This window comes from Gimesia sp. (genome assembly GCF_048260065.1).
GTDB lineage: Bacteria > Planctomycetota > Planctomycetia > Planctomycetales > Planctomycetaceae > Gimesia.
Genome location: NZ_JBLXHC010000032.1, coordinates 12162 through 36854, shown reverse-complemented (window position 1 = coordinate 36854; position 24693 = coordinate 12162). Strand labels below are relative to the sequence as shown.

The following is a 24693-nucleotide window of genomic DNA, read 5'->3' as shown; positions in this document are numbered from 1 at the left end:
GTGCACTGTAAACTGGACACGCGCGCGACTCACTTAGACGCTTATTCTGCTGGGGAGCAGGGGGGAGTCAAGTCGAATTTCTGCAGTGGAACAAATTCATGGAGGACAGATGAAGAGTGAACATTGGGCATGAAAAAAGGCTGCTTACCGGAAATGGTAAGCAGCCTTTAAAGTGGAAGCCGTTTTGCGAATTATCGCATCAAGCGATGTTACTTAGCGGCACCGCCGGGTGTTTTGGAGTGTGCATTCTGCGGGAAGTCGAAGGTCAACACGAGCGGTTCGTTTCCGGTGTTTTCGATTTCCACACCGCCGTTATTAAGGGCGGCCTGAGTGATGAATCCAATCTCGGGGTAGAGCTCGCCCAGCTTCATATCCTGGTGATATCGTACTTTGAGCTTTCCAACACGGCCGCTTCCACCATTCGTGTGGAACAGCGCGGGACTCTCCGGTCGGAAATTCGTCTTGGCACCAGGTTCAAGAATGAGACGGAGAATGGAACACTTCTGATCGCCGAGGAAATCGCCATAAACAATCCACCTGGCGTCTACTCCGTCGCCTGCGAATTCTTCGGCGGTGATTGCCGGACGGGAATTCTTCAGAACGAATTCCGGATCCTGATTCGCTGCGAAGTCGAACTTTTCAACCAGGTACTCCCAGTCTTCGTGCCGATCCCTGGGATAGTCTTCTTCCCGGCAGGCATAAAACGCGTCTGCTGCTCCGATACGTCCGTCAAGCGTCAGGTCCTCCGCCAGGAAGTGCTCATCCATTGTGACATGCAGTTCGTGTGTGCAAAGATCCGTCGGCGAGTGAAGCACGCCGTTGGGCATCACGAAGCCATTATCAATATGCATCATTGTGTGCGGGGACAAATGACGAACGCCGTTATAATCGCCTTTGCCGAAACTCTTCATGCAGGCAAGAAACTGATCCTTGGTGATGAACGGGTACAGTCCCATTGCTGTGGTGTGGTAATGGGACGGACAGACTCCCGGGTTGTCGTAGGAGTTGATGTCATAGACTTCCCACTTGGCCCAGTGAAGATGGTGTGGAATCGGATTCAGATTATCAAACTTCTTGGACACAATCGGCCAGGTCGGGTCGCCGTACAGCGATTTCGAGAAGGCCGTGATCTTCTCACCCATGACGGTTTCTGGATTGGCGAGGATCAAATCCTGCAGCGAGATGACTTGTCCGTTCGGAGTGAGGACGTGCGATTCACCTTCGCGGAAAGGGGCCTTATTCGTGCGTGTGTCGATAACCCCTGTCACGATGGGAACAGTGCAACACATCCAGATTTCATCGAGCCCCGTACCGTTCATATAGTCCGGGTAGTACGACTGGGCATCAAGGCGAAGGCGTTTCCCCGGCGAACAAAAAGTCCGGCCAGCGTAACGGTGCAGTAATTGCAATACCCCGTCGGAACTATTAATGCAGTCATCGAGAATCGCATCCGATCCTGCGCTGGTTCCGTCGATGACATCTTGTTGAGGGTACTCGTGCAGTTTATCCGCGAGAATTGACGTCGAGGCAGTCATGTGTAATACACCTTGTTAAATCTTGAGAAGCGTGATGTTTCCAAAGAATGTTTTGGAGTGATGATAATGCTAAAAAAGAGTTTCCGCAGCAATTCTGCTTATCATAATAAGAAAAAGACGCGGAATCTAATCCCACGTCCATAAAACCTGCAAACTCTTTTATATCAAATGGTTACAAAATGAAAATGAGGCGAGAGGTTTCGCTCTAGAAACGGATTATTATGGTGTAGATGATTATAGGAAGTTGTATTTTAATCGACACCTGGGGTGAAAGGGCAGGAACTCCACTTGATTTTTAATTCACTGAATCGGACCTCTTTTCAGGCAAAAACAGGGTTGAGCTCACTGTGATTGACTTACTCCATTTAATTATGACCTCATCATTATTCGCTTGGGGATTTGAGATCTATTTGTTTAAGTTTACGATAGATGGTTTTTCGATCGAGGCCGAGGATGCGGGCCGCCTGAGTCTGATTGTCGCCTGTGGCTTCCAGCACATGGTTAATGTAGCGGCGTTCAAGTTCTTCCAGCGAGACGAGTTCGTCAGGGTCCAGACCATCAATCAGGATCTGATTGCTCTGATAATTCGTGATCTTTTCAGGCAGGTCGGCGACGGTGATCTTATCGTGACGTGTTAATGCGACGGCGCGTTCCATCACGTTTCGTAATTCGCGAATGTTGCCGGGCCAGTGATACTTGAGCAACTTCTCGGCTACGCCCTCTGCAAGCTCCGTGACTTGTTTGTTTTCTGCTGTCGAGAACTGTTTCAGAAAGTGCACTGCCAGACGTAAAATGTCGGTTCCGCGCGAACGCAGCGGCGGTAAATGCAATCCGATCACATTGATGCGGTAGTACAGGTCTTCCCGGAATATTCCGTCCGCTACTGCCGCTTCAAGATCGCGATTGGTAGCACAGATCACACGGACATTGAACGGTGTTTCCCTGTCTGATCCGACCGGTCGCACTACGCGTTCTTCCAGCGTTCGCAACAGTTTGACCTGCATCGACATGGGCATTTCGCCCATTTCATCGAGCAGCAGGGTACCGCCGTCTGCTTCCAGGAATAAACCGCGGCGTTCACTGCGGGCATCCGTGAAGGCACCTTTCACATGCCCGAACAATTCACTCTCTAACAGGGATTCGGAGAGCGCAGCACAGTTGATCGCGACAAATGGCTTGTCTGCCCGGCGTGAATGTGCATGGATGCATCTTGAGACCAGTTCCTTTCCCGTGCCGCTTTCTCCAATGATCAACACACCCGCATCAGAAGCGGCAACGCGTTCGAGCTGGTCGTATAAAGCCTGCATTGCAGGGCTGTTGCCGATCATGTCTCCAAAAGAACGGATTGTCTGGTTGGACTCTTTTAACAACCGTACCTGTTCTGTGAGCCGGTGGTGATCAACGGCGCGGCGAACCGTGATCGCCAGTATATCCATTTCAATCGGTTTGGTGATGAAATCATAGGCTCCCGCCCGCATCGCAGAGACCGCAGTTTCCAGGCTTCCAAAGGCCGTCATCAGGACCACAGGTATGTCCGGTCGAAATTCGGTGAGCTGTTGACAGAGTTGCAGTCCCGTAGTCCCCGGCATGCGAATGTCGGTCAAAACAACATCGTAGTTGTTTTGATCGATTGCAGTAATGGCCTGTCTGGCATCGGTAAACCAGTCGACATGCAGGCCCCGCAGTCGCAAATCGGTTTCGATGAGTTCGCACATTGACTGCTCATCGTCAATTACCAGAATTCGTGGAATGTCAGAGTTATCGCTCATGGCATCTCTTTCTGATCGTCCAGGGGCAACCACACACGAAATGTCGACCCCTGATTTTTCTCGCTCGCGACATCAATCCACCCGCCATGCTCACGCACAATCCCATACGCAATCGAAAGTCCCAGGCCAGTGCCTTCGCCCACATCTTTCGTCGTATAGAATGGTTCAAATACATGCTCCGTTTCAGTATCGGTCATCCCGATGCCGGTATCGATCACTTCCAGGCAGGCAAAGCGATTTTGCTCAGATTCGAGAATCGCCGGCGGTTGAATCTGCTCAGAATGCACTTTGATCACAATCTTACCGCCGTCAGTGATCGACTGGATTGCGTTACTGATGAGGTTGGTGATGACCTGCTGGAGTTGACCGGTATCTCCCACTGTTGTCACCGATGTGTTCTCATCCGCGTTGACCGTTAAATTTACATGGGCTTTCTTGGCCAGTGGTTGCATCAGTTCGCATGTCTGACGAGCCAGTTGAATGAGGTTGATCGACGCCTGCTCTGTACCTGTGCGGCGGGCAAAGTCGAGCAGTTGGCGAATGATGGCGGTCATCCGCTCGGCTTCTTTCTGAATCGTCTGCGCACTGGAACTGACGTCTGTTTCCGAGAGTTGCCCGCTGGAAATCAGACCAGCTCGCCCTGAAACCACATTCAGAGGTGTGCCCAACTCATGGGCGACACCGGCAGCCAGTGTGCCGACGGTTCCCAGTCGATCGATGTGGCGCAGTTGCTGTTGAGTCTGCAACCTCGTCTGGGTCTCTGCTTCAATCGTTGCCCGCTGTTCCTGCAAACGGGAACTCATCTGGCTGATTGCGAATGCCAGTTGACCAAACTCATCATTCGAAGTGATCGCGGGAGGTTGACCGAATTCGCCCTCGCCGATCTGTTCGACCTGTCTGATCAGTTTTCGTAACGGACTGGCAATGAGCTTCAGGCCGCCCCAGTAGATGACGAAACCGGAAAGCAGTGTGACACCGATGAATAACAGTGCCGAGGCTTGAAATGAGCGACGAACATTTGCCTCAGAATTCTGCAGCGGTTTGGCAACTTCGACTGTTCCAGCAACGTCTCCGGGGAGAGTGAGTGGCACATAAGTGAACTGCTTGGTTTCTCCGTCTCTGTCTGAAATCGAAATGCGCGAAATACTGCGCGCATGCGTTTCTGTATTGACGGGAGGCGTACCTGAGTTCTGTTGGGCTTCGCCCGGTTTCTCCGGGTCGATCCAGCGCATCGCAGATCCGGAAGTCGTTCGTTGCGTGACTTCAATCGCCTGCTGTATCTGCACCGTGCCGCCGTCTCGATAAGCCTGTTCAATGGTGGGCTTGAGGGCATTCACCAGGTCGACGGCACTCTCTGCATTGGATTGCTGAGACCATTCACGCTGCTGCCTGACGATTTGCCAGGAGAACAACGCGACGATCCCCAGGACGCCTGCCATGAAGATCAGAATCAGTTTGGCTGCCAGTTTCATTCATGTTTTTCCTGATGGGAGACGTTCATTGAATGGTCCTGAAAGGTCAACGGATTCTCGTTTCTGCAGCTCTCAAAGCAGTTCGAGTGCCTGATCGGGAACCCAGCCGATCTGACCTTTCCCGGTTTGGATCTGTGTCCACGTTCCCCGGTGGGCCAGGGTTTGTACTCGATGACCTTCAGCGGAATCCAATTTAGCGACTTCGGCGAATTGCTCTCCGTCTCCCGCATGTAATTGTAAATGTCGTTCAACAATGACCGCATTTCCTTGCTCAGCTGTGTTTTCTGCCTGTAAGTACATCGAAACCAGAGCGGCCATCAACAGCAATCCGGGCAGTGTGGCAAATTTCCACAAGGACAACTGATGGCCCATGGTTCGCCAGATCACAAGTCCCCAAAATGTCAGTGAGGAAAGGACAAGTGCCAGAATTATGACCTGTGGGCCAACCGTTTTGACCAGAATCGAATTTACGTTTTCTAATCTTAGCATCAGATTCCTGTCGGGACCAGTAAGTTCCTGAGGCGTATCTGCAGATTGAACCATTGCCTCGGCTGCGTTAAGGTTTGCCTGAAACTGCCGGTTATCGGGCTGTAATTTCAGGGCACGTTCGTAATTTGCAATCGCGCGACCGAGTTGATCCGATTGCAGGTAGGCATTACCAAGATTGAAATACAGGTTGGCATTCGAGATCCCCGCGTCAACCAGCATCTGATACTTATCTGCCGCTTTCAGGAACAGGTCTTTCGCATCGACTACGTCTGTTTTGGCCAGAGAGAGTCCTTCGCGATAGGATGCATTTGCATCTTTGAAGAGAACCTCCCGCTGTTCCTGACTGAGCGAAACCTGTGGCACTGGTGCTGTCGTAGCGGTTTCGTTCGCCATTGCTGTCGTTGACATTGATGCCAGTCCCAGCAGCAATACCAGAGATTGAGCGATTCTGGCGCGTTTCGATTTCCTGCCCCGAGCAACGGAGGGGCGAGAGATCTTTCGTTTGGACTGTGACTGCATACGGGCATTCAGTCGGTTCACGAGATCAAAGGCTGTCGCTTTCTGCTCTTCAAGGTCCACCCTGGTTCCATATGATTCATAGCTGTGGCTGAGTTGCTCAAGCAACAATTCTGCCTCTGCTGCCAGTTCATAAAGTCCCGCAGAACGCATCGTCCCGATGGTGAGAGATGACTCGCTTGAACCGTCTGCGATTCCTCTTGCCTCTTTCGCAGGAAACAGTTTCTGCATGTATCTCAGCAGTGCATCAGCAATCGCTGATTGATCCGTGGCAGATGAGATTTGATTAAGACAGCGTTTCCGGGGAGAGCGCAGGGAGGGCATCCGTTTGGAAAGCCAGTGACGGTTTCTGGTAATCAGGGTCATGATCCAGAGCACCGGAGGCAGAATCACTGACAGCCACCACCAGTTCCAGGCCGTTTGTGGTTGTTGAGAAGTGAGTACGTTCGGTGTATCAATATTGACAAAACTCGGTTCAAGCACAGCTGTACTCTGCGCTTTGTCCTGTGCTTTCGAGTGAGTGCTTTTCGCTCCTACAATAGCGTCGAGAGCCAGCGACTCGGCTTTTTCCACAGTGATCGCAATTGGGTTTGAGTGTACGGTTTCAAACTTTTCAGTTTCGGGGTTAAAGAAACTGAACGGGATCGCGGGAATCTCGGTGATCCCTGCCTGGCGAGGACGAATTGTTGTTGAGAAAACTTTACTGTCATCTTTGACGTAGCCTGCCAGGGGCTGATTTGAAATCTTGAACTGTTTTAACTCAGGTAACTCTGACAAAGGGGGCGCCTGAACCAGTTCCATCGGACCGGTGCCGATGATCCCAAGATTGAGCGTAATTGAATCGCCTGCATGCACATTGACGGGGGATGCCTGGGTCACAATCTGATACTGTCCGACCGCGCCACGGTAATCCAGCGGGCGACCTTTCGTTGGTACGGGTAAGACTTCGGTGGTATCAACGGTGGCCTCCGCCACCACAGGTCTCGCAGACGTGACTGATAACCGATTACTGAAGGGAGAAGACATGAAACTTCCGCCGAAGGGACTGTCGTCAAAGAAACTGGCGAATGGATCGCGCGAACGGCCCAGGCCCGTGGGATAGTTGACAACGATCTGGATATCATCCCCGGAAATTTTGCCCGCCTTCGTGGGGTAGACCTGGGCATCAATCTCGTACATGTAATAGGCGCGTTCTTCCCCTTGATCATTTTTGCGCAAGACTTCTTTACCGCCGGGACGCTGACGGTTGTTTGCCATTTCTTCAATACGTTTCTGAAAAGAACCCCACGTGGTATGCTCTGAAATCATGTTCCACATGTCTCCTTCTGAGAGGGTGAGCTCACGTTCCTGATCGCGATAGGGTTTGATATAGATCCGGAGTGTCATCTCGAGTGGTTGTCCCACAAAGACCTTCTCTTTTTTTCCTGCCAGCTCGACAAACAACAGATCGCCGGTTTCGCTTTTTGTGGCGACAAACTTCAATGGTTCGGTCTGGACCTTTTTTCCATCGACCTTGAATGTCAGGGCCGGGATCTCGAACGTACCGGCGCGACGTGGCGTGATCAGATAACGCAGGACCACACTCCGGCTCTCGGTTCGGCGACCGTTGATGATCGTCACTTGCGAGCTTTGCGATGGTGCTCCGGCGGAACGCACTTCGACACCATCAATTTGTGGTAAAGCGGGCTGTTCGTAATCGCTGGCATTGTTGATGGAAATCTGCATCTGAATCGGAGAGCCGACATAGGCTTCGCGAGAAGAGACACTCATCGAAACATCACCAGCAGACGCAGAACTGCCTGCCATTCCGAGAATGATGACGGCCAGGATGGATTGAAGATAATTATTTGAATGAAACATGATTCTTCCCGTATCTAAAGTCGAGATTACCAGTTACGGTCAACGTGGATTTGTCGTGATTTTTCGAGTTGTTGTTGGCGGAATCGACGCAACATATTGCGGTCGCGTACTGATTGCAGCAGTTTCAGCGCTTCTTCCTTATTCATTAAGCCGGGATTTGCATTGGGGTCCGCAATTGCGTATTCACCTTTCGAATTCTCATCTGGTGGTGGAACCTGGTCGGCAGTCAGTTCTCCCGAGGGGAGCGTTTGCTTGTCTTGATCTGTTTCGTCTTCAGGCTTGCCTGGTTCAGGAGTCTGAGGCGACTGTTCTGCCTCGTTTGATTGTTGTGACTGGGGTTGCCTTTGCTGATTCTCAGAACCGGATTTCTCTGACTGGTTTTGTTCTTCACCAGGTTGTGGCTCTGGTGACTTTTCTTGAGACTCTCCCTTTGATCCTTGCTGTTGCTGTTGCTGTTGTTGTTGTTGTTGTTGTTGTTGTTGTTGTTGTTCGGAATCCGATTTCTGTTCCTCGGATTGTTCGGACGGTTTTTGATTCTGTTCGGATTGCTGGTCCTGTTTCTGTTGTTCGCCCGACTTCTGTTCCTGGTTGTCATTTTGTTGATTCTGATCTTGCTGTTGATCTTGCTGTTGATCCTGCTGCTGATCCTGCTGCTGATCTTTCTGCTGATCTTTCTGCTGTTGATCCTGTTGTTGTTCTTCTTTTTTCTGCTGTTCCTGCAGATCTTTGATCAACTGAGCGGCGAGCTCAATGTTGGCGCGGGCATCGGTGTGATCCGGGTTCCCTCGTAAGGCACCGCGGTAATGTTCAATGGCGGTTTTCAGTTGTTCTATTGCGGCGGGCTTATCCTGTTCCGCGAGTTTCAGTCCCGTTGCGTAGTGGCAGTTTCCGAGGTTATACCGTGCGCGGGCTGCGATGCTGGTATCAGCATCCCCTGCGACTGAAGTAAATATCTCTGCTGCCTGTTCCGTATTTCCCTGACGGTACAAAGTGACCGCTTCGTTATAATTCAACTCTGCCTGGTCGTGCGGAGTTGGTTGAATCTGTTGATATTGCTCAAGCGCTTTGGCGAACTCTCCCTCTCTCACGAGTTGATTCGCTCGGTTAATCTGTTTTGCACTGAGCCGTTCCGCAGGAGCACCCGTCTCAGCGGCGCTGAGTGTTCCTGTCGACGTCAATAGTGTGATCACGACCAGCAGGGCAGCCACTGCACTTTTAGGGACCGTGTTGTTTTTCATCTTCGAGTATTTCTGCTTGTCTGAAGTCGGCATGGAAGTTGATGACTTCACCGTACGTCGGGCTGTTGAGATAAGCACTTCCAGTAACAGGAGCAGGCAGGCCGGCAGTGCAAACCATTGAAAACGTGGCGTGTAGGAACTGATGGTTGCTGTTTCAAACTCGGTCTGTTCGATGTTCGACACGTAGTTGTGATAGACGGCCGCCATGTCGACCCGTTTGGTGCCGGCAGGAATGTAAGCGCCGTTGCTGTCGGTGGCGATCTGTTTGAGGATAGAACCGTTCATTTTTGACCAGACCTGCTGACCCTGATACTCAACAAATTTCTGATTGCCTTGCTCTGTTTCCGGGATACGTGCTCCCTGGTCCATGTCTCCCAGTCCCACGGTGAAAATGCGGATGCCATCTTTTGTGAAGGCCTCTTGAGCGGCTTCCAGTGGTTTACTCTCCTGGTCTTCACCATCTGTGAAAACGATGATGGCTTTGTGGTCGTTTGTTTTGTTGATGAACCCTGAAGTCGCTGCCCTGATCGCATCGCCTAATAATGAGCCGCCGCGCCGGACAGTATGCGGTCCGACCGTATCCAGGGCCTGTTTGAAGTCTTCATAATGGCTGGTGAGAGGCACTGATTGTCGTGTCTCACCGGCGAAAACAACCAGGCCGACGCGGTCTCCGGACATCTCATCGACCATGTCTTTGATCTGCTGTTTTGCTCGATCAAGTCGGCTGGGTGAAACATCTTCCGCCAGCATGCTGCGCGACACATCGAGCAAAAACATCACTTCAATTCCTTTTTGAGGAACTTCGCGTTCCGCCTTTCCCCAGCGAATGTCGCACAAGGCAATTGCCAGTAAACACAAGCTGCTGACAATCAGAATCGAAGAGATCCAGTGCTTTTGCAAACGAGGCGTTAAGCATAATCTGTCAGTCATGTCTGCAGAGGCAAATTGTCTCGCAGCGCGGTATTTTGCCACAACTGCATAGCCCGCAAGTAACAGGCTGCCTGCGGCTACAAACAGTAAGATGATATTCGTCGGATTGCCGAATTGAATGTCCATGATCTATTTTCTCTCTTGAGCAATTTCGCGGTGTTCAGTTCAACTCTCGTAACCATGTCTGTTCAAGCACAAACCGTGCCAGTAACAGTCCGAAGGCGATCAACAGCAGAGGAGGGACATAGAGGGAGCCAGCCCGGTATGGTTGCACTGCGAGTTCGCGGTAATCGGTATAGTGCTGGGCTTCCACTTTTGTCTTTTCCAGGGTGTCAATTTCTTCATAAATCTTTTCAAGTGAGTCGGTGTCCGTCGCTCGAAAGTATTTTCCGTGAGTCAGGTCAGCGACTTTCTGAAGTGTTGCTTCATCGATGTTGACCGGCATCCACTGGACGACTTTTTCCCCGCTAAACGGGTCTGTAACCGGGACCGGAGCTTCTCCTTTAGTGCCTACGCCAATGGTGTAAACTTTAATTCCCAGGGTCTCTGCCAGTTCTGCTGCCTGAATCGGTTCGACCTCGCCAGCATTATTTTCGCCGTCCGTGAGCAGGATGATCACTTTGCTTTTGACCTTCTCGTCGCGTCGTGCATCGAGCGCGTTCAGTTTTTCTACAGCCAGTGAAATGGCGTCGCCGATCGCGGTGCCATCTTCGCTTCGACTGGTGACAATCTGGGTATTGTTGAGTTGTGAGACCAGATGGGCATGGTCCAAAGTCGGCGGTGTGATCCCGTCGGCATAGCCGGCGAATGTGATCAGACCCACGAGATCGTTAAAGCGGCCATCCAGTTCCTCTTTTCCCTGTACAAAATCCCCGGCTACTTTTTTGATGGCAGTCAGGCGATCGACGTGCTCGTCGTTGATCTTAAAATCCATGGCCTGCATACTGCCGCTGCGGTCTACGACCATTTCGATGGCAATTCCTTCGCTGGTCGTGACTTTCTGCTCACGTCCTTCACGTGGCCTGGCCAGGCCCAGAATCATAAATACGACAGCAGCCAGCGTCAGCAGGCGTGGTAACCAGCTGAGTCGTTGCCGGATAGTTGGCGAAAGGTCTTTCACCATATTCAGCGAACTGAATCGCACCGCTGCTTTTCGTTGTGGTGCAAATAAACGCCACGCCAGGAAAGGCAGCGTGAGCAGCAGTAAAAAATACCAGGGTGAGTCAAACATCAGGCAACCTCCGGAATCGTTGTCGCAGGGACTAACGGTTTTGATAACTCAGGTACACTTTGGCGAACCGTTTGAATCGCGGTCTGCAGTTCATCCACACTCAAATCAAGGCCAGCGAACTTCGCTTCATCTGCGAGTGACAACACACCGTTTAATTCGTCGCGAACTTGCGTAGAACCGATGTTCCGCTCCGTCAGTAGCTGTAACAGTTCGTGTGTGGTCTGCGGACTGGCGGGGATGTCGTACTGCAGGGCCAGAAAATGCTTTGTGATATCCGTCAGTTCGGTAATATGTTGATGGTTGTCAGCGGGATTCTCTGACACCCTTACTGAGAGTGCATCAAGTTGCTGCAACACCCATTTTTCGGGTGTGATCGAACGACCTCGGACAGCCATGATCACAAACGCAACACAAACGACTGAGAAGATGCCCAGACTGGTAACTCCCCAGGTATCCCAAAATGAGGGGTTCTCAACAGGTACTTCCACATCGACCACAGACTGAATGTCGCGAAACTTCGAAGGGTCTGCACGTCCTTCGAGAACGCTGCTGACAGTCACAGGTTGTGCCGCGATGTTGACGGCTTTCAGAGGTTCTGACTGAACCTGACTGGAAGCGGACGAAATGATATTCACCGCCAACACTGGGACTTCCAGATTGCCGGATTGAATACTCTCCAGCGTCAGTACCCGTTTCCACATCCGTCCGGAATCGACGGGGATGTCAAAAAAGTCGTTTGATTTGATGACATCGAATGGACCCAACTGGTCCGCAACAGCAGGCCAGACCAGTTTCTGATCAGACGGCGAAGTCAACTCGTAGGTCACGGTAAAGGGTTCCGCGACGCGAACGCTGGTCGTCGACATGCTGATCGAGACCTTGATCCCCTGTTGCTCGTAGGATGTTTTATATGGATTCGCCTGCGTCAATCCTGCGAACAGAAAGACAAAGACTCCGGATACGATCATTTTGAGTACCCAGGATGAATAGCGGTGTGATGCACAGCAACCATCGTTACCTGAGCATCCACGCATACTTCGAAGGATGTTCATACTCGGCTCTCCCGTTTATGAAAATAACGTCGTAGAGGTTCCACAATATCGACGCCGGTTTCGATATGCAGTGGCTCCAGCCGCAGTCGTCGAAACATCGCATCGCGCGCTTCTGATCGCTCGCGATAGATGCGGGCATATGCTTCACGGTTACTGCGGCGGGCCGTATCGAGGGTGATGATTTCTCCACTCTCGGCATCCTGGAGCCGTATCAGACCGACATTCGGCATCGTGGCTTCCCGTTGATCGGAAATGACCACAGGGACAATATCATGTTGTCGACGAGCGACTTTCAGTGTGGATTCATAGTTTTCATCCTGAAAATCGCTGATCAGGAACAGGACGGTCTTACGGTTCGAGACGCGGTTGAGATGTTCCAGTGCCTGTCGGATGTCGGTCCCGGTTCCCATCGGTTCACAGTACAGCATTTCGCGAATCAGACGCAGCACATGCCGCGAACCTTTGCGAGCCGGGATACTCTTTTCAATATGATCTGTGAACAGGGTCAATCCCACCTTGTCATTATTTTTAATGGCAGACATGGCGAGTGTCGCGCCCAGTTCTGTCACGACCTCTCGTTTGGTCTGATGGTTGGTTCCGAAGCTTTGCGACCCACTCAGGTCGATCAGCAACATCACGGAGAGTTCGCGCTCTTCACGAAATAACTTTACATAGGGTTCACCGCTGCGGGCAGTGACATTCCAGTCAATCGTGCGGACATCGTCACCGATTTGATAGGGACGGACTTCTTCGAACTCAATGCCGCGACCTTTAAATGCAGAGTGCCACGTGCCTGCCAGCATTTCATCGACTTTGTGTGAAGTGCGTATCTGCACGCGGCGAATTTTCTGAATCACTTCTCGTGGAATCATGGTGATTTCCATTCCTGGACAGGGCAGGGCACAGGGCGTCCACTGACGGGACTGACCTGTGCTTGCTGCCGGATAACATTCGCAAATTGGCTATAGAACTCAGGGAGTGGGGACGTGAGCGAGGATCTCACTGACGATCGATTCACTGGTACGGTCTTCCGCTTCTGCTTCATAGGTGACCATTACGCGATGGCGTAGCACATCAAGTGCGATCTCTTTGACGTCTTCCGGTTTCACGTACCCGCGACCCGCCAGGAAGGCATTCGCTTTCGCTGCCAGTGTCAGGTTGATCGTGGCCCGGGGTGAGCCACCGAACTGGATCAGGTCAGACAGGTTTAACCCATAGGCTTCCGGCTTGCGTGTTGCCATGACCAGATCCACGATGTAATTTTCGACTTTCGAATCCACATAGATCTCATCAATCAATCTGCGAGCGTGGATGATTTCATCCGGTGAGGTGACCGATTCGATCTCGACGTTCGTGGCGGTTTTGCTCATGCGACGCAGGATCTGCAGTTCTTCATCCCGATTCGGATAGTCGACGACCACCTTCAACATGAAGCGGTCACTTTGTGCTTCCGGCAAGGGATAAGTCCCTTCCTGTTCGACGGGGTTCTGAGTCGCCAGGATCAGAAACGGCTCTTCGAGGGGAAATGTTTCTCCGCCGATGGTGACCTGTCGCTCCTGCATCGCCTCCAGCAACGCACTTTGCACTTTGGCCGGGGCGCGATTGATTTCATCCGCGAGGATCAGGTTTGAAAAGATCGGACCTTTCTGAACCACAAACGATTGATCCTGTGGTCGGTACACTTGCGTCCCAATCAGGTCGGCCGGCAGCAGATCGGGAGTAAACTGTAGGCGTTGAAAATCGGTATTGATCGCTTTTGCGAGGCTGGCCACTGCGGTTGTTTTGGCGAGCCCCGGAACACCCTCAATCAGGATGTGACCGCGTGTCAATAACCCGATCAGCATGCGGTGCACTAATTTCTCCTGGCCCACAAGCACCTGATTGACTTGTCCCACGATCCGCCGAAACGGTTCGCTGTGAGTTGTAATTTCCTCCGTCAGATGCTTGATCTGCTCCTTAAGCTCGGCTTGATTATAGTCAGTGGTGGTTGAGCTCCTCATTTTTTAACTCCTCAGGTCTCGGAAAAGGTAAATATCGCGGCATATCAGTGCCTGTTAACATAGATAGCATTTGACATGCCAAATGTTTTGCTTTCCGGATACTAAGGATTTCCATTGATTTAAGGAGTAATTTTAATTTGAGATCACAATACCGCTTCCCACTATAGTGACAATCTACCCCAGTGGGGCATTTTGCCCCTATTCAGACATGTGATGTATGACGTGTCGGCTTTCTCGTAAAATGTCGATCCGGAACTGCATTGATCTGATTGGCTTCAGGCGAGCGAGTCACGCTCATCAGAGTGTTCTTGATAAACGGGCCAAAGTACTGATATGACTGCGCGAATGCCCAACGGACCAGGGCACAGTTCTGGCATTGCCCGGGCTACAGAAAAGCCTGTAGTAGTGAATGAACTCAAGAGGCAGCCGATCAACTTGTATCATCACCTCAATTTCATGTCATGTTCTGCGTGAGAGGCGAATTGTGCTTGCTCGATCAGCTGTGTATGATGGAACTAATCATGAATTTGTGCTTCGTACCGGAACACTCAGTCAGATTAACAGCATCGACGGCTGACTAATCGGACCTGTCCTTAGTTACTGAAGGGGATTACCAGATGACCTTCCTTGTCAGCTTTGTTCTGCTGTTTATTCTGCTCAATCATGCTTCCGCTGCTGAATCGCCAGTCATGCTCTTTCAGGAAGAAGGTGTTCATGATGCAGGAGCCGCTGGCGGAGCGAGAACGGCGTTTTCCTTCATGCGTCTGCCGGATGGTAGTTTCGCGTTTTATGATCGCTTTTCGCCGGAACAGGGACCAATCTCTCTACCCGATGCTGAGGGGAAACGGCATATACTGCTGCCACATCTGCCACAGAAAATTCTGGCAAGCGAGTTAATCATGAACAGTGGCGTACTCGATAACACTCAGGTTGTACTGTCACAAGATGGGGAAGTCAAAAGCGTCCGGGTACTCAATGAGTCCCTGGACAAAGAGACCGCGAAGAAAGTGGGGTTACCGCGTTATCTCAATACCTGGATCAATCGCGCTGGGACTGCAGGTGAGAAGAAACCACAGTTGACCTGGCGGGGATACAACGGGTCTCTGATGGAGTACCAGGAACTGGAGAATGGTCGACTGATTGTTCCACATGGCAGTCTGATCCCTCATGCACAGGCTATGCCTCCCACGGGACGGCACGAGACGGTGATCCAGTATTCCGATGATGGTGGTGCGAGCTGGAAGTTGAGCGAGAGTAAGCTGACTGCCCCCTGTTATCCGGGGTTTAATGGTTCGAATGAGGGGGCTTGCGAACCGGCTTTTGAAGAACTTGCTGACGGACGAATCTGGATGCTGATGCGCACGACGGCAGGCTTTCTGTATGAATCGTTTTCTTCCGACAGTGGCACAACCTGGACGCCGGCCCGTGCGAGCCGGTTCAATACGTCCACCGGGCCACCGAACATTATGCGTCACCGGAATGGCTGGCTGGTGGTCTGCTGGAACAACTGTGAGATGCCACAGCGGGCTGATGGTGCCGGCGTGTATGGCGGTCGCGACGCGCTGCACATCGCGGTGTCCGACGATGAAGGCAAGACCTGGCGCGGATTTCGGGAGATTTATCTGGACCATCGTCGGAATGAAAATCCTGCAAAAAATGGTGATCGCGGTACGGCTTATCCGCTCGGCACATACACCAGTGATGGACAGATCCTGGTTTTAGCCGGGCAGGGGAAAGGGGGACGCAATCCCATCCTGATCGATCCCGCCTGGATCGTGGAGACCGGAGCACGTACCGATTTTTCTGAAGGTTTGAAACAGTGGTCGACCTATACTCATCATGGTCCAGCGAAACGCTGGTGGCGCGCACGAGCCCCCGGGGCGGCATTGATTGAGCACCCGGATGATAAAACCAGAAAATGCCTGCATGTTCGCAAACAGCCAGATCTCCCCGCGGATGGTGCCACCTGGAATTTTCCGAATGGATGGAAGGGTTCATTGCAGGCACGTGTCAAACTGCGTTCCGGTTCGAAAGGATCAATGATTGCGCTCAATGATCGCATGTTTGATCCGTCTAATGCTTTTGGTGAAGACCTGGCCGTGTTTCGAGTTGAGTTGACGGAACTGGAATTGACCCCGGATGAGTGGACAACATTACGATTTGACTGGGATCTTTCCACCCGAACCTGCACTTTGAAAGTCGGTGACAGCAAGCCCGTCGAACTGCCGTTGCGGCACCCCACGCTAAACGGCCTGTCTTATATTCGTTTGCGTTCCACTGCGGAGGAAACCGACTTGCAGGGCTTACTGGTGGAGCAGGTCGAAGTAACCATCACTGATCCATTTGCACCTGCCTGCAGTGTGCGGGAACAGAAGGACCACGAACAACGGTACGTGAAACAAGTGGTACCAGGTTGGGGGCAAGATCAGTAGTCTTGCAGAGAGTTTTTATCACTCAGAGACAGACTGAGCCAATTTTGATCTGAGAGTTTTCGGGGCCATTCCCAGAATACGTGAAGCCGCTGCCTGGTTCTGGAACGAGCGCGGTAGCTGAGACCTCCTGCTCGCTGCGCTCGGCCCGGATGGGTATCCGGGCTTACCCAAATTTTCTTTCGTGTCATTTCGTGTTTTTCGTGGTAGAAAATTACAGTTCGAAAGTTTCATTGGTTTGCCATGGGGGGCGGAAGGGGTTTGATACTTGTCAGGCGGGCGGACACATGAGACCGTTCCTGCGGGGGAGGTTGGTGATGTGTTACCTGGTTGTGCGATTTCTCTGACAGTTTCCTGTTGTCTGCGACAACCCCGGATTGCATCCGGGGCTACCCTTTTTTTACTTTCGTGTGTGCGGGATTTTCATCTGTGGGGCTGGGGGCCGATTTTTATAATTGTGGTCGGCAGGTCAGGGGGACGTGATTCCTGTGACACAGGGACGGGGCATGTTCCCAGCTGAACTGGTTCTGTTTTTTTTTACTACCACGAAAAACACGAAATGACACGAAAGGAAAGGGCGATGCTTTGGGCTGGGGAATCGGGTTTCATTTTCTGTTCGAGGATCATCTTAGGGAGTGGCGCGCGGGGAGCAAGGGGGTTTTCAGACTGTGTCCAGTTTTACTGTAGCGTCTCCAGGTCCATTTGGACCGAGTATATTAGATTGAGAGACGCTATTGTTAAATGTGATACGCTCTGGAATGCTGTGGCGATACAGGTTGATACCGGGGCGATGTCTGGTGGGACCGGAGCGGTGCCGGGGTGAGGGGCTGCGATGGTGTGGCGACCCGCAGGCGCACTTGGCGAACGGGTGTGGTTTCGGGCAGTGCAAATCTGGAAAAAACAGGCTTAATTTTAGTGATGACCGGGAACAACTGGCTCGTGTTTCAGTGCACTGTAAACTGGACACGCGCGCGACTCACTTAGACGCTTATTCTGCTGGGGAGCAGGGGGGAGTCAAGTCGAAATTCTGCAGTAGAACAAATCAACGGAGGACAGATGAAGAGTGAACAATGGACATGAAAAAAGGCTACTTACCGGAAATGGTAAGCAGCCTTTAAAGTGGAGGCGGCGGGCCGCCAAATCAGCCGTCTTAACTGTTGCTATTCAAGGGTTTATGGAAACGCCTCTCTGCTAACCTGACACGCTAACTGACACCCAGGAGTCGCTCCTGAAGAGATTTTTTATGGTCAAGAATATTTCTGTAAGTTGAATTGAGTACGACACTTAGGTTGAGAGGATAGCTCTGTCGCTCGTTGTCAGAATTTGCTGAATCGGACACAGTTGGACAATGAATCGGACATCTATTCGGACAAATTATCAGGGGCGAATTTTCTAAGATCAAACGATACGAAAAATATGAAATCGAGATTCTTACTTAGCCGGTGAGGTATTTTATTGTGCGATCTATTTGCACGATGATATTGAAACGAATTTCATTAACAATTTGAGAGCTCTTTTTCGATTATCGAAAATATGATTTCCTACGATTTGAACGGATTGAGGAAATTAAAGAAGGTCAATTGATGGATCAGTTCAAACATGATAGTGATTCGAATGGTAGAAAAAAATCTAACACTCCGAGTTGATATAGGCGAGAGCAGAATCACGCAATTCAAAAAGCGGCCAATAAGATCCCACTTTAATTCTCTTGAGAATGTCCTCCATATTAGTGCAAGCATTGCAAAACACAGCCTGGCCCCCCGTCTGGCTGGCCTGTTGCACCAGACGAGTAAGTGTGCTGATGATAATCGTGTCCAGATAATGGACCTGACTCAGATCAATTATTACATTCTGATATTCTGGTTCATTCAAGACATTCAAAATTTTATTGGATTCTATCTGAACGTCGTTATAAAGGAACTGTAATGACGATCCCTGTGGGATCACGATCAAGTTAGGAGGGGACAGTTCTAAATGAAATACTTCCAGTTGATCATTCATGGATTACGACAGCAAGTGCTGGTCCTGTAACGTCTATCGGGTTTTCAATTCTGATGGAATTCACTGGGAAATAAAGAAAACTGAAAATTATGATCTCAATTTTAATATCAGGCTTCGGATGTTGAGTTCAGCTCAAAGTCAGTCTGATGAGTATTGTCAAACTGGACTCGTTTTAACTGATCCTGTTTTTTGGAAATATTACGTTTTAGGGCGTGAACAGCTCGCCTGACAGCGATATGAATTGCTCGGGAGATTCGATCTTGTGTTTCCTGTACGATAATCGGGGCTCCCGTTCGTGTGCGAATGACGATTCGACAGCGTTGGCTGATTCCTCCTTTGGGACCATTAATATCGGTAATGCTGATGCAGACTGTCTTGATCCAGCTTTCAAGCCGACTGGCGGCTTTGTCCCATACTTGTTCGATATACTCTTTCGTACCGGGACGGGAATCGATTTGTAAAGCAACACATTCAAAATCATAATTTCTCATATGGAATTCCTTTTCATTAGCGGTAGTTAATTTCTTTCGGTTCGAACTCTGTGCAGTATGAATTCTGTTTTTGCGATGGAATTACTTCCGGTTTGAAACTTCAAAGTCTGAAATATTCTTTCGCTTATTATTTCCGTAAGTAGCAGACATGATCAGATCAAATTCTGCCGCCTCATGAATTTGAAATGTTCTGTAAAAATCGTTGAAACGGCTCAACTGATCTAAGAAGAGTCTTTCATTCAGATCAGGATACAGTGCGTCCTCTATATTTTCTGTAATTGATACGATTTCAAGATATAAGTCGACATGCTGTTTTTTCAGTCTTGCTGATTCTGAAGAGAGAAATATATCGACATCAACTGCCAGCTCGAGATACCCGAAAGTTTCTTCCAGTGCAAAGTGTAATGCCAGTTGGTCGCGAAGGTCACTGATGAGAGTTCTGAACCATTCCGGGTTGAGAACCAACGGGTCACTGACCAGCCAGAATGCACGCAGGTTTTCCAGAAGGCTGTAAAGCTTGAGGTTATCATCTTTAATCTCCTTCAGGAAAGCAGCATTAATACACTCTTTGAGCAAACTGCGAATCATGATTACATTCCTGTTTAGACTGTGTCCAGTTTTACTGTAGCGTCTCCAGGCCCATTTGGATCGAGTATATTAGATTGTCAGACGCTATAGTTAAATGTGATGCGATCTAGCAAAAGACTTTTCAAACGGAGATTGTTCTGGGCCAATTGTGACTTTCACATTTATCGATTGATTTTGCTGCCTGGAATACAGTTGGTTGATCTCAGTCAATAAGATCTGCAGCGAATAGTACGATTCCAGGTTTCCCTGTATTGATAGATACTCCTGCTCATTTCGAATCTTAATTTTCTGATACCTGGCGTCGTTAAGGTATTCGTGCAGACTTTTTACATGGCAGACAACTGAACCGGTCGCCAATCCTTTGTGTGACATTGTCCCTCCTGTGAAAATAACCTGGAAATTAACTTTTTCAGCAACGTTTCATTTAATAACTCCCCAACATGACTTAAGTATGAATGCTATTGAGTAGAGACGTCTGGCACTGTCAACTGGTGTTGACAGTGTCGTGTACTGCAGACACTCGCAGCTTCTCTTGATGGTTTAGTCTTACGAGTTGATACTTAAAAGGAATGGTTTGTTACGATTGATTAATGGTCTGTTGGTTGGGATTCGTCTGAAGAGGGAGGACCCCATGTACTGAATCAGAGATTGGCAAACGCCATGCCAATCAGATTGTTGCGAATTCAAAAAAATTGGATACGCGTTATGTTTAAGATCAACCTGATTGAACGTGAATCCGTTCAGATCGTATTCGAGTTCAATTTGCGCTCAAAAAAGCAGGGATAAAGACTATGCAGGATATGATCGAATCCGAGAAGCATCCTACTGGACGGCTCACTGTTGTTAGATGGTTTTCATTTGTGATGGCGACCGGGATTGTTTCTATTGCAAGCAGTAAGATAGAGTACGGAAATGTTGCTGTTTTTCTGTTTGCACTCAATCAGGTTGTTTATCTCTGTTGTTTCATTATGTTTCTTTGGTATGCCGGGAGGGAGTGGAGACGTATTTTCTTAGAGCTGATCAATCCTGCACGCGGATTTGATTATTATAGCCTTGTTGCGGGGAGTTGTGTCCTGGGGAACCAGTTTGTTTTAATGTCGCCTCTCCGGATTCCGGCTGTTGTGTTATGGTGGTTGAGTCTTCTTTTGTGGTTATTGTTTACTTACTCGATTTTTACTTCGTTGATTGTCCGGAGATCGAAACAGGAAATAGCAGTAAACATATCGGGCAGTTGGTTGTTATCTGTCGTCGCCACACAAGCCGTCGCGCTACTCGGAATAACTCTTTCTCAAACTGAAACCGGTAACTCCCAACCGTTATTATTATTTTTACTTTGCGTCTGGTTATTCGGAATTACGCTTTATTTGGGAGTGATTTCTACGATCTCATATCGCTTTCTGTTTTTTCCTGTCACAACGAATGATATGACTCCTCCTTATTGGATAAATATGGGGGCGATGGCGATTTCGACTTTGACCGGAGGAAAACTGATCTCTGAGTTGAAACAAAGCTCTTCATTGTCTGATATGGTTCAATTTGTCAAAGGGGGGACGCTTGTGTGCCGGACGATAGCGACGTGGTGGATACCTCTGCTGATCATACTGGGGTGCTGGCGTCACCTGATTCACAAAGTCAGCTTCAACTATGATGTACGATTCTGGAGTATTGTTTTTCCGTTGGGGATGTATGCCACAGCTACTTTACAGTTATCAACTGTATTCGATCTCCCACTGTTGGGACATATTGCGTTCGGCTTTACTATCATTGCTCTGATGACTTGGTTGATCACGATACTGGCTATGTTGAAATCTCTGTTGGAATATACGCGTGATTCAAACTCAGGGCAGGTGTAATGTCTTAACAGTGTCGCTTGAAAATGACAGTGTCGCGACCTGGTGACGTGATTCGATCAGTAATCTTTATTGTATATGCTGTAAGATGATACGCCGCATCGGGATCGATGCAGCGAAACGAGTTCGGCATGCTTGTTGCCTTTCACTTTAGGATGGACGACTTGGGTTGCTGTATGGTTTCTGAAATGAAAGGGTACAGGCATGTGCAATTTACTGAAAAAACAGTCCCATCAACTTGAACTGTTCCACCCGGAGAGACATCGTATACGGTCCGAAAGGGAAAACGTATTAGGGCAAATCATACTGTTACTCGTGATTTTGCTGGCAATTCTTCTGCAGGCTCTGACTTAGATCTGCTTAAGCTATTAGCCACTATTCAATCAGACAGCAGTAGCTAAAATAATAAGTGAGAAAGGGGCCTCTCGAATTGACTCTTTTCAGGCTGTAAATTTATTGCAGACGTTCTACAGAAAATATGAAGAGGTTTTATGACTGGGGAATTCAGTGCGGATTGTTTCCGGGCGATTGCCAACTATACATACGACTGGGAAAGTTGGCATGCACCGAATGGACGTCTGTTATGGGTCAATGCAACCGTCACGCGTATGACCGGATATACTCCCGAAGAGTGCCTGGTGATGAAGGACTATCCTCTGCAGTTGGTTGCAGAAGAAGACCGCCCTAAAATCTCTGAGATCCTGTCATCAGCCCTACAGGGCAAGATTGGTAACGACGTTGAATTCCGCACAGTACACCGCGATGGTCGTTGTTTATGGATGGCTGTTTCATGGCAGCCTATATATAACGACTCTGGAACACATCTCGGTTTTCGTACCAGTATTCGCGATATTACCGAACGACATGAATTAAAGGAGCAACTGCGGCTGCATGCCGCTCATCTGGAACAACTTGTTCAGGAGCGAACAGCGCGCATTACGCAATTGGAGATCAATCGTCGAAAAATGGAAAAACTGGCTGCACTGGGCCAGTTGGCAGCCGGGGTCGCTCATGAAGTTAATAATCCGCTGGCTGGCATAAGGAATGCATTCGCGCTGTTTAAAGCAGATATTTCTCCAGACAATGAACATTACGAATTGCTGGAACTGATCGACAGTGAAATTGAACGGATCAGATCGATTACACATCAGATGTATCAGCTCTATCGTCCCAGTTCTCAGGAAGCGACAACATTTTCACTTCACAGGGCGGTGGAAGATGTCGTCTGTCTTTCACAGTCAGCCGCCACAAAGGCCGGGGTAGAGATTAAGTATGAGTCTACTCAGGAGGAAACACAGGTGACTTTGCCTGAAGGAGAGGTCAAACAGATCCTTCTCAATCTGATCCGGAATGCCATTCAGGCGTCTCCTGAAGGAGCAGGGGTCTATCTGGAAACGAATCCGACCGATACGGCAATCAGTGTGGTTGTGAGAGATCATGGCCATGGAATACAACCGGCTGACTTACCTCAGATATTTGATCCTTTTTTCACTACGAAAACAGGGCAGGCTAAGCAGGGGATGGGGCTGGGGCTATCAGTATCGCGAAGTCTGATTGAGGCGATGGGAGGCACCCTTGAAGTGACGAGTCAGCCAGGGCAGGGGGCAGCTTTTTCAGCAATATTTCCGAGGAGTCATTAATTGTAATGAGCTTGTTTCAGTTATTTGAATGAAATATTGCTATGCTATATAAATCGAGATCTTCATGAATAATAAGCAGAACCAGAAAATCCTGATTGCCGACGATGAGCCATTGTACCTGAAAACAACGGGGCAATTATTGCGCAAAGCGGGTTTTGACTGTGTCTGTGTTTCCAGTGCAGGGGCCGCGATTGCGAAACTCGAATCGGATCGTTTTGATCTCATTCTTTCTGATTTGAATATGCCGGGCAATTTGAAACTCGAATTGCTGCACCAGGGGCGTACCAACTGGCCTCACATTCCTTTAATTGTCGTAACAGGGGTACCCTCCATGCCTTCCGCGATAGAGAGTATCCGACTGGGGATCACCGACTATCTATTAAAACCTGTTAAATTTGAGGATCTGCTGACGAGTGTCAATCGAGCATTAGAGACACAGAGTAAGGTGTTCAAACGAAGTGAAATGGAATCAGACATTGAACGCTCTGATCTGTCAGCCCGCTTTCCTGAGGTCGTAGGGAGTAGCCCACCTATACTGGAAATTCTGGATATTGTTGATCGGATCGCCGAGACTGATGTCAATGTACTGATCACAGGAGAAAGCGGGACCGGTAAAGAGGTCGTTGCGCATACAATTCATCAGCACAGTCTGAGGCGCACAGAAAAATTTCAGGTGATAGATTGTACTGCGATTCCTGAATCCCTGTTCGAGTCTGTGTTGTTCGGACATGCTAAAGGAGCTTTTACTGGTGCTGTCAGCGATCAGGAAGGGCTGTTGAAACAAGCAGATCAGGGGACAGCCTTCTTTGATGAAATTGGTGAATTACCGGCAGCCTCCCAATCGAAGTTATTAAGAGCAATTCAGGAGTCACGTTTTACACCAGTAGGTAAAAACAAATCTCTGCAGATTGATTCCAGATTTATCTGTGCGACTAATCGTGATCTGGAAGCGGAAGTTGGGGCGGGACGGTTTCGAGGTGATCTTTATTATCGTCTGGGGGTAATTCATATTGAATTGCCGCCACTGCGTGAGCGTGGAGAAGATACTGTTTTACTGGCCGAACATTTTTTAAAGAAGATAGGCGATAAGACCGGTCGAAAGTTAAATTTTTCCCCGGAGACACTCGACTGCCTGCGAGAATATTCCTGGCCGGGAAATATTCGGGAGCTAAAAAATGTGGTGGAGCGATCTGTCGCGTTGACTCGTTCTGAGACAATCGAGAAAAATGAACTTCCTGAATCTCTGCTCAAGTTACCCTCGGTTCCAAGCCATGATTCCAGCGGCACTATTGACGGGTCACGAAACGAAGCGATTGAAAATGCTGAGTATGAATACCTGACCGCTCTGCTGGAAAAGCATGACGGGAATATCTCTCAGGCAGCGCAACAGGCAGGGGTCTCGCGTCAGGGGTTACATAAACTATTGAACAAACATAATATTTCTGCTGCGGATTTTAGATCATAGCGAGCTATGTTTCCGTGGCTGTCATCAGCCGGCTGTCAACAACAGGTGACAACTGTCGTTTGTAGTCTACACTCTATCCCATTCGGTTCATGATAGAGAATCAGATCGTAGCCTTAAAATGTCCGATATCATGTCTG

Annotated in this window: 16 protein-coding genes; 4 read left to right on the top strand and 12 right to left on the bottom strand. The window is 49.5% G+C overall.

What is annotated here, in order from left to right; all coding sequences use genetic code 11:
- Positions 1–209 precede the first annotated feature (209 nt).
- The 9 genes from ACN0YN_RS30180 to ACN0YN_RS30140 all read right to left on the bottom strand — a co-directional run bounded on the left by ACN0YN_RS30180 (position 210) and on the right by ACN0YN_RS30140 (position 14092).
- Entirely contained in the window at positions 210–1535 is a 1326-nt protein-coding gene (locus ACN0YN_RS30180; RefSeq protein ID WP_417388600.1) for a hypothetical protein, read from the bottom strand.
- 383 nt (positions 1536–1918) lie between these two features.
- Complete coding sequence (locus ACN0YN_RS30175) at positions 1919–3304, bottom strand: sigma-54-dependent transcriptional regulator (RefSeq protein ID WP_417388599.1); 1386 nt, start codon at positions 3302–3304, stop codon at positions 1919–1921.
- The gene (locus ACN0YN_RS30170) at positions 3301–4776 is read right to left on the bottom strand and encodes a sensor histidine kinase (RefSeq protein ID WP_417388598.1); all 1476 of its coding nucleotides are present in this window, start codon (positions 4774–4776) and stop codon (positions 3301–3303) included. The genes ACN0YN_RS30175 and ACN0YN_RS30170 overlap by 4 nt, the downstream gene beginning before the upstream one ends.
- A gap of 72 nt (positions 4777–4848) precedes the next feature.
- The gene (locus ACN0YN_RS30165) at positions 4849–7641 is read right to left on the bottom strand and encodes a BatD family protein (protein ID WP_417388597.1); all 2793 of its coding nucleotides are present in this window, start codon (positions 7639–7641) and stop codon (positions 4849–4851) included.
- A gap of 26 nt (positions 7642–7667) precedes the next feature.
- Positions 7668–9935 (bottom strand): VWA domain-containing protein, encoded by a 2268-nt coding sequence (locus tag ACN0YN_RS30160; protein WP_417388596.1) that lies wholly within the window; start codon positions 9933–9935, stop codon positions 7668–7670.
- Between the two features lie 34 nt (positions 9936–9969).
- Positions 9970–11040, bottom strand: coding sequence for a vWA domain-containing protein (locus tag ACN0YN_RS30155; RefSeq protein WP_417388595.1), 1071 nt, complete (start codon positions 11038–11040; stop codon positions 9970–9972).
- Positions 11040–12092: a hypothetical protein gene (locus ACN0YN_RS30150; RefSeq protein ID WP_417388594.1), complete on the bottom strand. Its 1053-nt coding sequence runs from the start codon at positions 12090–12092 to the stop codon at positions 11040–11042. The genes ACN0YN_RS30155 and ACN0YN_RS30150 overlap by 1 nt, the downstream gene beginning before the upstream one ends.
- Positions 12089–12964, bottom strand: a complete 876-nt coding sequence (locus ACN0YN_RS30145; protein ID WP_417388593.1) for a DUF58 domain-containing protein — start codon at positions 12962–12964, stop codon at positions 12089–12091. Before ACN0YN_RS30145 ends, ACN0YN_RS30150 begins: the two co-directional genes overlap by 4 nt.
- 99 nt (positions 12965–13063) lie before the next feature.
- Positions 13064–14092 (bottom strand): AAA family ATPase, encoded by a 1029-nt coding sequence (locus ACN0YN_RS30140; protein ID WP_417388592.1) that lies wholly within the window; start codon positions 14090–14092, stop codon positions 13064–13066.
- Between the two features lie 617 nt (positions 14093–14709).
- On the opposite strand from ACN0YN_RS30140, the gene ACN0YN_RS30135 reads away from it, so the two are divergent.
- Entirely contained in the window at positions 14710–16524 is a 1815-nt protein-coding gene (locus ACN0YN_RS30135) for a sialidase family protein (RefSeq protein WP_417388591.1), read from the top strand.
- A gap of 1626 nt (positions 16525–18150) precedes the next feature.
- Here the strand turns inward: ACN0YN_RS30135 and ACN0YN_RS30130 are convergent.
- From ACN0YN_RS30130 to ACN0YN_RS30120, 3 genes are all read right to left on the bottom strand, one after another.
- On the bottom strand, positions 18151–18522 hold the full coding sequence (locus ACN0YN_RS30130; RefSeq protein ID WP_417388590.1) for an STAS domain-containing protein: 372 nt from the start codon (positions 18520–18522) through the stop codon (positions 18151–18153).
- A 107-nt stretch (positions 18523–18629) separates the two neighbouring features.
- On the bottom strand, positions 18630–19013 hold the full coding sequence (locus ACN0YN_RS30125; protein WP_417388589.1) for a hypothetical protein: 384 nt from the start codon (positions 19011–19013) through the stop codon (positions 18630–18632).
- An 81-nt stretch (positions 19014–19094) separates the two neighbouring features.
- Complete coding sequence (locus ACN0YN_RS30120) at positions 19095–19601, bottom strand: hemerythrin domain-containing protein (RefSeq protein WP_417388588.1); 507 nt, start codon at positions 19599–19601, stop codon at positions 19095–19097.
- A gap of 791 nt (positions 19602–20392) precedes the next feature.
- Here ACN0YN_RS30120 and ACN0YN_RS30115 point away from each other — a divergent pair.
- The 3 genes from ACN0YN_RS30115 (at position 20393) to ACN0YN_RS30105 (ending at position 24556) form a co-directional block, all read left to right on the top strand.
- Positions 20393–21454: a tellurite resistance/C4-dicarboxylate transporter family protein gene (locus ACN0YN_RS30115; RefSeq protein WP_417388587.1), complete on the top strand. Its 1062-nt coding sequence runs from the start codon at positions 20393–20395 to the stop codon at positions 21452–21454.
- Positions 21455–21942: 488 nt separating this feature from the next.
- Positions 21943–23091 carry an ATP-binding protein gene (locus tag ACN0YN_RS30110; RefSeq protein WP_417388586.1) on the top strand — a complete coding sequence of 383 codons (1149 nt, stop codon included), beginning with the start codon at positions 21943–21945 and terminating at the stop codon, positions 23089–23091.
- A 64-nt stretch (positions 23092–23155) separates the two neighbouring features.
- Positions 23156–24556 (top strand): sigma-54-dependent transcriptional regulator, encoded by a 1401-nt coding sequence (locus ACN0YN_RS30105; protein WP_417388585.1) that lies wholly within the window; start codon positions 23156–23158, stop codon positions 24554–24556.
- The last annotated feature ends 137 nt before the right edge of the window (positions 24557–24693 follow it).